Here is a 12,257-nt window from a genome sequence, read left to right as displayed (position 1 = left end):
CGAAAAATTTTCAATTTTATAATACAGTGAATCCTTTTTTTCCTGCGCCTTAAAAAAGGATAAACCAGTTAAAAAGAAAACTAAAAATATAGCCAGCTTGTTCATTAGTCTTTAAAAATTCAATATCGATTGTACTATCAATTAATAAGCCAACAAAGGGGAAAATGCAATAATATTCCTAAGTCTTTCACTGCAAAAACCAATAAAGGAGCTGTTATTTTCGATATTGTTCTATCAACCATCTTTCAAACTCACTACAACCTAACCTATTGGTAAAAAAATCCTGTCCAAATATTAAATTTCACTGCTTTTTAAAAACAGGATTTGGAAACCCAAAACTCAATTCAGCATTTTAGAGGTATATCACGTCGTCATTTAAACAGATGAGACTGCCTCAAAGAGGGACAGTCTCATACCGGGCGCCCGAAAGAACGTCGTTGTTTGAATATGTTTTTCTATATTATTAGTCTCTAATATACATGGGTATACCACCCACCCTGGTTTCCAATACCGGAAAATTTCGCATTTTCATATATTGTGAAGACTGCAAATGATGATGATTTATTTAATATAAACTATTAATTTCCAAAACATAGCACAATAAAAAAACACTTACTGAGGGAGTAAGTGTTTCCATGTTTGGGAACATTTATGATATTTTGTGTTTGTAGAATAACTTACGCCTGGAAAAAATTAATCCCCTATTCGAAAGACCAATAACTGAGTGGCTGTACCTGTCAAATTCATTCCCGGTCCAGCGCAATTACCCGATATCCCCCTGCCTAAAGCAATTTGCCAAGTTTTGCCAGCAGGAACGGTGGTTGCATATGTTATAGCATTTCCATGGATGGAGTTTCCTCCTTCAACATGAGAAGAGGTATTATGAACTCTGGTTGTACCGGCATCAAGAGGAAAATCAATAAAATAAGAACTTAAAGTGCAGCCTGTATTATTATGAACAGCTTCATAAACAAATGTCATCTGATAGGTTCCTACAGGAAAAGTAATAGTACTGGTAGTTGTATTGTAGGTCAATCCGGGAATAGTATTCTTAATCACTGACATAGGAATCACCTGTGTGTTACCTGCAGCCACTCCGTTCAGGAAATTAGCTATCGGCGCTTCCAATCTGAAAACGGCCGGATTCGGGATTGATAAAGCACCTAAGGTACCAATTGTTTTTACAACACCTGTACCATCCAGAACCATTAACCGATCTGTTGTAGTAACACCAGCTGTGGTACCTTCCAGTCGTAGTGGATTTGCCGCAGCTGTTACATGAAGTTTATTGGTAGGTACGGTATTTCCGATTCCTACATCACCCGCGGTTGTAATGTTTACATCATTGGCTTGCTGTGCTGCTGTAGGGACACCAGTTGCAGGATTATCTTTCCCAGCATCTACTTGAAAAGCGCCTTGCGGATTAGGTGTATTAATCCCTACCTGAGAGTACAGAACCGTGCTAGAAGCAACTAACACTAATAGAGGATAAAATTGTTTGATTTTCATACTAATCTTATTTAAAATGTTTAGGTACTCGAGTATTGATTTTCCAATCAAAAAAGATAATAAATCATAACTGCCAGAACTGTATACCTACAAACGGATCTCTAAAAGTTTGCATTCTTCAATTGTTTTCAACGTTACATGATAGCTTTTGTTAATGGCTGTTAGTTTTATTATTACAGTAAAAATAGAGAAAAAAAAACAATATATCCCATTATTTAGATTTATTTTATAATAATATTTTCGCATTTTAATGTTTAATATTCAACATAAACTAATTATAACATTAAAAAACAACTAATAAGTCACCATTTAACACATTAATCACAAACCATCCAAAATGAAGTTTTTCTCAAAAAGATTCCGCCTTTAATCAACCATATGTAAAACGGATTCCTCATGAAATCAGGCAAGCCGCCTAGTTTACATTCCGTCATCGAAAACGATCAATTCCACGCATCAATTGAAAGTACGTCAATAAACTTGTCGCAGCTAAACATTCTCAATTTTCCACAAAAAAATCCATTATATAGTAGAAATCATCCATTTTTCATGAGCTCCTATCAGAGCATCTTTGCAACAGACTAAAATTTATATAAGTAAAACAAAAAAAATTAAACAAAAATGTCTGTTTCTGATTTATTCAAGCCTCTCACTCTGCTGCATGGTCCGGCAATGAGAAACCGTTTTATGCTTGCTCCCTTAACCAGCCAGCAAAGTGATTATGATGGTACAGCATCCCGATATGACCAATCCTGGATTCAACAGCTGGCAAAAAGTGGTTATGGATTGATCCAAACCAGTGCTGCTACTGTAGAGGCCGGAGGTATTGCCTTTGAACGGCAATTGGGAATTCACAGTGATAAACATTTACCCGGCCTGACTCAGATGGCAACAATGATCCGTGAGGGAGGAGGACTTTCTGCAGTACAGCTGCATCATGCCGGACACCGCGCCAAACCGTCAATAGGAGGAATCCCCTCTCCTGCTTCAGAGAAAACACTGCGTGGTATAAAAGCTATCACCACAGAAGAGGTGGAACGTATAAGAGAAAGTTTTATTGCAGCAGCCAAAAGAGCACAACTGGCCGGATTCGATGGAATCTCAGTTCATGGTGCTTTCGGATGGATTCTGTCAGAATTCCTGTCACCCAACTTAAATGACCGTAAGGATCAGTACGGGGGAAGTCTCGAAAACCGCGCCCGCTTCACGATTGAAGTTATAGAAGGAATTCGTAAGGCCTGTGGACCAAATTTTCAAATTGGCTGGCGATTGTCGATTGAACGTTACGGGCTTCGACTGGAAGAATTGCGCGAAATGACAGCTGATATCTTTAACCGTGAACTGATCGACTATCTGGATCTCGCGCTGTGGGATTCTGCACAAATTGTCCGGGAAGGAACATTTCAGGGGAAAACGATGCTGAGCGTATTTACCGAACTTCCCCGGAAAGGCGTTCGCTTAGGAGCTGCCGGAAAAATAATGAGTGCACAGCGTGCAGGAGAACTATTAGATGAAGGCTGTGATTTTGTACTGATCGCGCGGGCTGGAATCCTTCAGCGGGACTTCCCTCTTCAGGTAATGGCAAACCCTATATACGACAGTCCTCAACTTCCCGTGACAGCAGAGTATTTGCGTGCAGGAGGCCTGAGCGAACGTTTTATTGACACCATGAGAGGATGGCAGACCTTCGTAAAGCCGGGCTCCCTATAACTCCTGTGTGACAATCATAAGAACTTAATATGCACCGATAAGAATAAGCGTTACCTAATTTTATGTCACGCTTATTTTGTTCAGTATGATCAGCGTCATCTTTTGCTTAATGACTAACTGAATACGTTAAAAAATCTCCATCACAAAGTAAAAATTATCCATTCTTTAACAACCATGATTCCCACATCTTTGCAGTGTAAATAATTTGTTTAAAATGAAAAAAACAGCTGTAATTATTCTTTCTGATCCCAAAGATGGTTCAGAAGAAGCAATGGGAAGAGTATTCAATGCTTTGGCATCCGCCTATGAATTCAAACATGCGGGTGAAGATGTCAAAATCATTTTTCAAGGTACGGGTATTAGATGGCCTGAACAACTTGAAAAACCAGATCACCCTGTGAATGCTCTTTACAAAGAAGTAAGAGATCATGTACATGGTCTTTCTAAAGGGTGTGTTGCAGTATTCGGCACTGAGGTATCCGGGTACGACTTGCTAAACGAAAATGAAGTACCGGGGACTCCTGGTTTACCAAGTTTCCTCAACCTCAGAAATGAAGGGTATGATATTTTGATTTTCTAATCCAGCCCTACCACTGCCTTCAGGAAAATCTGAAGGCAGTTTTTAATCCTAAAACCTTTAGATGACACCTTTCAGATGAAGGATAATCCTCTAAAATGTTTCCATAGGGAATTAAAAAAATATTAATAAATTGCAAGTATCATGTTATCACAATCTGTATACACACTGGTAAATCAACAGAATGGAAATTTAGCTTTCAAACTATTTGAGTTTGATAACAACAGCTATTTCGATCATATTCAGCGTAACAATTATTTTACGCTTATATTAATCACTTCAGGTGAAGGGACTGCCAAAGTTGATTTTTGTGATTATTCATTTAAAGAGAACACCTTATTTGCATTCTACCCTTATCAACCATTTATGCTGTCTGCTAAAAAACCATTAATGGGAATTTCAATACAGTTTCATCATGATTTTTTTTGCATATACCGCCATCATCAGGAAATTGCAGCCAACGGTATTTTGTTTAACAACATCTATCAGCAACCCTTTGTTTATCTGGACGAAAGCTCTAAAAACACAATCATACATCTTATCCGGGAAATAGCCCGCGAACTAAAAGACGAAGCGTTCCGAAAGGATGAAGTTCTGGTTTCTTACCTTAAAATTCTGCTGGTAATGGCCACAAGGATAAAACTTGAACAGCAATCTCTTCAGGGGGCAGCAAAAGATAAGGGAAAACAACAGTTTATGATCCAAAATCTCAAAAATGCGATCGAAGATAATTTCAGGGTAAAACATTCTGCCAGTGATTATGCTGATCTGCTCAATCAAACACCCGCTTCTCTTGCAAGGTTTACTAAAAATCATTTTAACAAAACGCTTTCTGACCTGATCACCGAACGGATTATCGTTGAAGCAAAAAGAGAATTGTACCTGACAGACAAGACGATTAAAGAAATAGCCTATGAGCTTGGATATGAGGACGAATACTACTTCAGCAGACTGTTTAAAAATAAAACAGATATATCTCCTCAGATTTATAGAAATACCATTGGATTCAACAGAGGTGAATCTTAATCAATATCCTCCCAAAATTTTTCACAGTTTCGAAGATGAATTAAAACAGGAAAACAGACATGGATTCATATAATAAATATATGCTTGAGTGTATTGAACTTGGCAGAGAAGCACTCCAAAAAGGAAATCCGCCGGTCGGATCCTTGTTAGTCTATCGTGATGAAATTATAGGAAGAGGAATCGAATCCGGAAGATCATCAGGAGACCTCACTCAACATGCAGAAATTTTAGCCGTGAAAGATGCTTTAGCAAAGGGCTATCGGGATGTATTACATGAATCTGTGATGTTCTCTACACATGAACCCTGCATGATGTGCTCTTACCTGATCCGGCACCATAAAATCGCAAAATTGATTTTTGGAATTTCTGTTCCTTTGGTTGGCGGACAGTCTTCAGAGTTTAATATTCTTGAAACCGAAAACATTCCCAAATGGGGCCGCAAACCTGAAATTGAATCTGGCATATTACAGCATGAATGTGAACTTTTAAACGAAGAATTTGCAGATTACCTGTCAAAGCAATAATGAGAACTTCAAACGCCCTGCACCGGTGCCACATTCTATGATACATACCAGTTAAAATTTGTTAAAATTATAAATATCGCTGGCTTCATTCTTTTCGATAACGGCAAATGAACGGCTTATAATTGTACACTTCGCATTTATTTATAATCGGGAAGGCTTATTTTAATTATTCTATTCCTTAATCTCAATGGTTTTCCCGGCTAAACACAATACCATTCATTAGCTTACTTATTCACGGCTGTTAATAATATCCTTACTTGTAAATTCTGGCAATAACCGTAAAAATGGAACCTGGCATCTTCATACAGACTGTAATGGAGGCAGCTCAGTAAACAATGGAAATGTGACTATAAATATTATTGCTATCAATCGTTCTGCAATAAAACAGATCAATACTCAAACTATTAATTTAGGTGGTCATCAGCAGGATCTTTGATCAGCCGTCCTGCGGGCTTATAAATATATAAGCTAAAAAAGAAAATTGACCCATTGCTTCCCTTGTCTGCCGAACAAAGCATTACCTAAATCAATCCTTTACTTCAATGAAATTTCTCTTCAGATGAACTTTATTTTTTACTTAGCTAGCTAATTTTAGCGACGCATCCAGCCTGTTCTTCTTTTACTATACTTATCCAATAAGCTAAAGGTAATTATATAATAGGATCGGTATAGTTCGAAAGAGGATGAAGAAGATTAAATGTTAAATTTTTCATGATTTTTCCTCTCTAAAAATGTAAATCTATCCAATAAAAAAATGAAAAAAAACATACATTTAAATCATAGTATATTGATATATTTTGAATTTTATTCTAAAAAAGAGTGTTTATAAGTATAAATTTTAAGTCAATTAGTATTATGTTTATTAAATAGTAATTGATCCAATTGTTTTATCATAAAAAAACGAATTATGTAAAACAGAGCACACGACAATGTATTAAACAAAAATCAATCAGACAATCAATATTCTGATTTTCAGATATATAATTTTTAAATTTAATTTAATTATTTGTAATCAGTCTAAATTCAAAAAATAATTACAAAATAATTATTTTAAATTTTCTATTTTTTTGTATGTTTGATAAATATTGTAAAAAGCTAATTTCCAGATGAAAAGAAAAATCTATATTTTCCAGTTTCTATTTTTTTGCTGTACCTTATTCTCGCAACAATTCCAACTACAGGGAAAAATTGTTGATGAAAAGGACACTCCTCTGGAATATAGTGAAGTTCTAATTCTAAAAATGGATTCCATTCCTGTTAAAAGTGAACTGAGTAATGAGAAGGGTGTATTTTCCACTCAATTAGCCTCCGGAGAGTATATCATTAAAATAAAATATTTCAAAGACATCGGCTACACTAAAGCAATAAGTTTACATAACAATATTGATTTAGGAAAGATAAAGATAGAACGAACCAAAAATATCAAAGAAATTGTATTAGACGGGAAAAAGAAGTTAATAGAAAGAAAAATAGACCGTCTAATTTTCAATGTTGAGAATTCGATCTCAGCAACCGGCGGAGATGCATTGGATGCTCTGAAAGTAACTCCCGGATTAAAGGTTCAAAACGAAAAAATCTCTATGGTAGGCAAGAACGGCATGTCTGTGATGATCGATGACCGTCTTATACAACTTTCAGGAGATGATTTAACTAATTTTCTGAGAACAATAAGATCTGATGAGATCAAAAGTATTGAAGTTATTACGAATCCTCCCGCCAAATATGATGCAGAAGGAAACAGTGGTATCGTTAATATCAAAAGAAAAAAGATTGCCTCCAACAGCTGGAAGTCATTAATAAGTTCTAGATACATACAGGGAAATTACGCGTCCGGAGGTATGGGTGCCAGCTTTGACTATCAAAAGAATAAAAGCTATTTTAATTTTTCAGTCAATTATGATAGAAATAAAAGAAAAATAGATGAAAACTTCGTCAACAATTATCCTTCCACATTATGGGAAGAAGTAAAAACAAAAAAGAGTCTGTTCTATCCTCTCACTACCAAATTAGGTTTTGACTACAAATTAACGCCTAAAGTGATGACAGGAGTAAGTTTCTACTACAGCTACTCCGATACAAACCCGACTGAAAAGGACAGGGTTGTAATTTCCAGTAAGACAGCCAATAAGATTGATTCTTTAGCTAATTCTAACAAAGATCTGAAGAACAAATACCAATTTCTTTCATTCAATTACCACTTAAATTATGAAATTGATTCGTTAGGTAAAAAACTATCTTTTGACTTTGATTATTTTTCTTATCAAAATAAATCCAATCAATTAATTCAGGGACAGAACTTCTTCCCTAACTCATATCCTACCCCAGGCTCAGGTTTTATGTTTAATAGTATGGGGGGAATCAATGTTGATAACTATAATTTCACTCTTGATATGGATCATCCCATCAAGTCTTTTACTTTGAACTATGGTGCTAAATTTTCTCTATCAAAGTCAGACAGTGACAATTATTTTTATAACCTGCGAAGCGGAACACCTGTACTAGATAGGAATAACACCAATTCGTTTATTTATAAAGAAGATATCAGCAGTGTTTATGCAAGTGTAACGCATAAAATAACCTCCAAACTGGAAGGAAAACTGGGACTCAGGCTAGAGAATGTAAATACAAGCGGTCATTCAATCACGCTGGATCAGACTCAAACAAACAATTATTTAAAGATATATCCTACCGCCTATCTCTCTTATACTCCCAATGATGATCATTCGTTCAATGTGAATTATGGTAGAAGAATAACAAGACCGCGGTATTTTTGGTTTAACCCATTCAGAAGCTTTAATAATCAATATTTTTATTCTGAAGGAAATTCTTTTTTGCAGCCTGCATTCTCGGATAATATTGAATTAAATTATAATTTCAAAAATAAGGTAACGGCCCAGTTTTATTACTCACATTTGAAAAACGGATTTGACTATGTTACTCTCGTTCAGCCTGGCGACCTCACTTCGCGTTATGAAAAACCATACAATTATGTCAGTTCAGATAAATATGGAGTCAATATTTCTTACACATTTGACAAATTTAAATGGTGGGAATCTGTGAATTCTTTGGATTATAATTATTCTCATTCCACCTCTTCAATCCCGGAAACCAATGCCAGCTTAAGTGGAAATTCGCTTCAACTTTACACCACCAATACATTCAAGATTTCATCAACGATTTTTTTAGAAGCTTCTTATTTTTATTCTTTTCCTACCGTAGATGGTTTATTTAAAGTATCAAGCATCAATGGACTAGATCTGGCATTCAAAATGTTTTTTATGAAAAAATCACTTCAGCTATCTGTTGTGGGAGAAGATGTCTTTGGAAGCAACAGGCCAACCTATACAGGATATACCAACAATATTGAGCTTAAAAACAAAATGTATTTTGATAATCAGAGATTCAGGATTTCACTTATCTATAAATTCGGAAACAATAAACTCAAGACACAGCAAATCAATTCTAATAACAGCGAACAAAAAGAACGTGTTCAATAAAAAATAAAGCTTGCAAGCCGAGAGCGAAAAAGAAAAAAGTATTAATCTCTTAAAAATATGATACTCCTACTAATCTCATAAATTAAATTACTATGAAATCAAAAATTCAAATGAAAGGATTACAGTTCAATAAGGAAGCTGTAACAAAGTTAAACGACGACCAGATCAGTCAGCTGAAAGGAGGTATCCTGGGGGCAAGTTCGAAAGGTGATAACTGCTCTTGCTGCCACGGTTCTTGCAATAGCAAGACTCCAGCTACTACCGCTACTATAGAGTAAGCACTAACTACCAAGTAAATATTAATCATTAACCCAATTACTATGAAATCAAAAATTCAGATGAAAGGATTACACTTCAATAAGGAAGCTGTAACAAGGTTAAATGACGACCAGATCAGCCAGCTGAAAGGAGGAATCCTTGGGGCTAGCTCGAAGGGTGATAACTGCTCTTGCTGCCACGGCTCTTGTAACAGTAAAGTTATAACACCTCAGAAATAAATTCAGAGAGCGCTAAAAAAGGGATCAATTCCCAAATTAATATTTATTAACTAATCTCATAAATAAAATTACTATGAAATCAAAAATTCAAATGAAAGGATTACAGTTCAATAAGGAAGCTGTAACAAAGCTAAACGACGATCAAATCAGCCAGCTGAAAGGAGGTATCCTTGGGGCAAGTTCGAAAGGTGATAACTGCTCTTGCTGCCACGGTTCTTGCAATAGCAAGACTCCGGCTACTACCGCTACTATAGAGTAAGCAGTAACTACCAAGTAAATATTAATCATTAACCCAATTATTATGAAATCAAAAATTCAAATGAAAGGACTGCAGTTCAATAAAGAAGCTGTAACAAAGTTAAATGATGATCAAATCAGCCAGTTGAAAGGAGGTATAATAGGAGCCAGTTCAAGAGGAGACAACTGCTCTTGCTGTCACGATTCCTGCAACCCGAAGACGACTACAACGACAACGCTTCAAGCAACGTAAAAATGTAGTTTTTAAAAAAGTATCCTGAGCGAGGTAATTAAATAATTTTATTTGCCTCGCTTTTTTAACTGCAATTAATTTTACAACAATCTAAACCATGAAAATTAATGAACTTGAGCTCTCAAAAATAGCCGATGCGTTGGAAAAAAACATTTCCATTTTAAAGGAAGTTGGATTAAATAAAGGAATTCTGGGGGCTTCTCTATTTTACTACTATTATCATTTATATACGGAAAAGGAAGAGTTTCTGGAAATGTCCGGAGATTACCTCAATCTTAGTTTATCAAGTATTAATGAGACTTATGATGGTGATTCTTTAATTTTAGATATGTGTGAAATAGTGCACGTCTTATATTATTATAAAAAAAAGGCAGTCATCGATGAAGATGTTAATGACTACCTGGAAAGTTACGATCATTGGGCTCTCAAATTTTTGCAGACTAAAATTGAAGAAAAAAATATAGATAGCGTTAATGGATGCGTTAGGATAGGTTATTATCTTTTTCAAAGAATGGAAGACAAAAATTTTGAAAAAGAACTCAAAACTGTTATCAACACTATTGACAGCCTGGCAGTAAAAGAAGGTTCATCCATCAGATGGAATTATAATTTTCTTTGGGGAAGACCATCCAATGAACTCGGTATCATGCATGGAATAGCAGGCACCTGTCAGTTCTTATTGTATTGTTATAAAAGGGATTTTGAAAAGGAAAAATGTCTTGAACTTCTTACAGGAGCTCTTCATTATCTGATCAGCAACAAAACAACAGACGATAATAGTACCAACATATTTCCATTTGATTCAATTCAGCAGAATTATATAAATTATTCAAATATATGCTATGGTGATCTGGGAATTGCATTCATACTGTATCACGCTTCACAAATATTGAATAATGATGATTATCTTGATTTGTCCAATGAAACAATAATACATTTCATTAATAAACGGGATGTTATTGAAAATGAATTGACAGACGCAAGCTTATTGTACGGATATTCAGGTCTGTACTCATTGATGAGAACATTCTACCAATATACAGGAAAAACAGAATATTTGGAAAATGCTGATTTCTGGCATAAAAAGATCTTAGATTCAAATCAAAATGAAACTCCCTGGGCAGGTTATTCTACACATTTCAACAGTGATCTTGAAGAACTTCACCTTTCTTTTTCACAGGGAATCATTGGAATAGGAATCAGCTTAATTACAGCTGATTTACAAATGGAAAATGAACATCTTTTCTTTTTAAAATACTTTTTAATATAGATATGGCAAATAACAGTATTGAAAAAACGACCAAAAAGTTTAATGATTATTTATATCATTATGATTATAATGAATTGGAAGATGACGGCCTGTTTGAAGGTAAATTAGGTATTGTTTATTATCTCACCTATATCAATAAAATATATGAGGATGAAAAAAATATCTCTACCCTATACGAGATCCTTAATCTCGTTTTGGAAAACATATCAAGTCAGAAAAAATTTATTTCAGTATCACCGTGTATTCTCAGTGGTCTATCTGGTTTTGGAGTAATGGCTCATGAATTGAAAAAGCATGAACTGTTAGGAGATGAACTGGATAATGAAATAAGTGACATCAATGATTATCTTCTGGATAAAGCTCTCATTCACGTCCAAAACAACGTATTCGATTACTTAGGTGGAAGCATGGGAATTCTTTATTATTTCATTCAAATTAATGATGTAAAAAAATCCGACATTATTATCAATGAGATTTACAATAACATTAACAACCAGAAACTCGCCTTTTACAACAATACAGACGATTTGTACAACAAAGGACTCAACTTCGGGCTGGCGCATGGAATATCTGCTATCCTTCATATAATAGACCTGTATCTGCAGATCAACCCTAAAAATGAACAGGCCCGGATCATAAGAGCTAAATGTATAGAAATCCTATCCGAACACTGTAAAGAGTACATGATAGAAGATTCAACATTATATTTCCCTTACAATAAGTTTTTAGAAGATCATCAAATGATAACCCATAAAAACAACAGATTAGGATGGTGCAACAGTGATTTGTCTGTGGTGAATACGCTATACAGATCCGCTCCTCTTACCCATTTTGAGAAAATAGATGCAGAGAAAATAGCTTCAGAAACCACCAAACGAAGAACTTTTAATACAACAGGTATACAGGATTTTCATTTCTGCCACGGCACATCCGGAGTAGCAATGATGTATAAAAACATCTATGACCATACAGGGAACGATAATTTCAGAGAAGCTTATCAATATTGGCATGACCAGACCGTAGATTTTTTAAGGAATGACACTCTGGTTCTTCAGGAAAATAAAATGAGCCTTATTTTTGGTTATCCGGCAGCGATTCTTACCATAAATTCAGCAGACAAAAGAATCAGCGATTGGAGTAAAATATTTTTAATTTAA

Annotated in this window: 12 protein-coding genes; 11 read left to right on the top strand and 1 reads right to left on the bottom strand. The window is 35.2% G+C overall.

All coding sequences use genetic code 11. The annotated features are described in order from the left end of the window. Positions 1-693 precede the first annotated feature (693 nt). Positions 694-1,509, bottom strand: coding sequence for a hypothetical protein (locus IW16_RS17915; protein WP_034747498.1), 816 nt, complete (start codon positions 1,507-1,509; stop codon positions 694-696). A 621-nt stretch (positions 1,510-2,130) separates the two neighbouring features. On the opposite strand from IW16_RS17915, the gene IW16_RS17910 reads away from it, so the two are divergent. From IW16_RS17910 to IW16_RS17870, 11 genes are all read left to right on the top strand, one after another. Then, on the top strand, positions 2,131-3,219 hold the full coding sequence (locus IW16_RS17910) for an NADH:flavin oxidoreductase (RefSeq protein ID WP_084694581.1): 1,089 nt from the start codon (positions 2,131-2,133) through the stop codon (positions 3,217-3,219). 214 nt (positions 3,220-3,433) lie between these two features. Further along, complete coding sequence (locus IW16_RS17905; RefSeq protein WP_034747496.1) at positions 3,434-3,799, top strand: DsrE family protein; 366 nt, start codon at positions 3,434-3,436, stop codon at positions 3,797-3,799. A gap of 141 nt (positions 3,800-3,940) precedes the next feature. After that, on the top strand, positions 3,941-4,822 hold the full coding sequence (locus IW16_RS17900; RefSeq protein ID WP_034747494.1) for a helix-turn-helix domain-containing protein: 882 nt from the start codon (positions 3,941-3,943) through the stop codon (positions 4,820-4,822). A gap of 59 nt (positions 4,823-4,881) precedes the next feature. Next, positions 4,882-5,346, top strand: coding sequence for a nucleoside deaminase (locus IW16_RS17895; protein WP_034747491.1), 465 nt, complete (start codon positions 4,882-4,884; stop codon positions 5,344-5,346). A gap of 1,106 nt (positions 5,347-6,452) precedes the next feature. Beyond that, positions 6,453-8,843, top strand: a complete 2,391-nt coding sequence (locus tag IW16_RS17890; protein ID WP_034747488.1) for an outer membrane beta-barrel family protein — start codon at positions 6,453-6,455, stop codon at positions 8,841-8,843. A 92-nt stretch (positions 8,844-8,935) separates the two neighbouring features. Continuing rightward, positions 8,936-9,121, top strand: coding sequence for a class I lanthipeptide (locus IW16_RS17885; RefSeq protein WP_034747485.1), 186 nt, complete (start codon positions 8,936-8,938; stop codon positions 9,119-9,121). A 42-nt stretch (positions 9,122-9,163) separates the two neighbouring features. Then, positions 9,164-9,340 carry a class I lanthipeptide gene (locus IW16_RS26695; RefSeq protein ID WP_165571996.1) on the top strand — a complete coding sequence of 59 codons (177 nt, stop codon included), beginning with the start codon at positions 9,164-9,166 and terminating at the stop codon, positions 9,338-9,340. Between the two features lie 73 nt (positions 9,341-9,413). Then, positions 9,414-9,599: a class I lanthipeptide gene (locus IW16_RS26460; RefSeq protein ID WP_034747485.1), complete on the top strand. Its 186-nt coding sequence runs from the start codon at positions 9,414-9,416 to the stop codon at positions 9,597-9,599. Positions 9,600-9,641: 42 nt separating this feature from the next. Beyond that, positions 9,642-9,830: a class I lanthipeptide gene (locus IW16_RS17880; RefSeq protein ID WP_034747482.1), complete on the top strand. Its 189-nt coding sequence runs from the start codon at positions 9,642-9,644 to the stop codon at positions 9,828-9,830. 97 nt (positions 9,831-9,927) lie between these two features. Then, positions 9,928-11,100: a lanthionine synthetase LanC family protein gene (locus IW16_RS17875; RefSeq protein ID WP_034747479.1), complete on the top strand. Its 1,173-nt coding sequence runs from the start codon at positions 9,928-9,930 to the stop codon at positions 11,098-11,100. Positions 11,101-11,102: 2 nt separating this feature from the next. Next, complete coding sequence (locus IW16_RS17870) at positions 11,103-12,257, top strand: lanthionine synthetase LanC family protein (RefSeq protein WP_034747475.1); 1,155 nt, start codon at positions 11,103-11,105, stop codon at positions 12,255-12,257.

This window comes from Chryseobacterium vrystaatense, from assembly GCF_000737765.1.
Taxonomy (GTDB): Bacteria; Bacteroidota; Bacteroidia; order Flavobacteriales; family Weeksellaceae; genus Chryseobacterium; species Chryseobacterium vrystaatense.
This window is presented reverse-complemented; position numbering and strand designations above follow the sequence as displayed.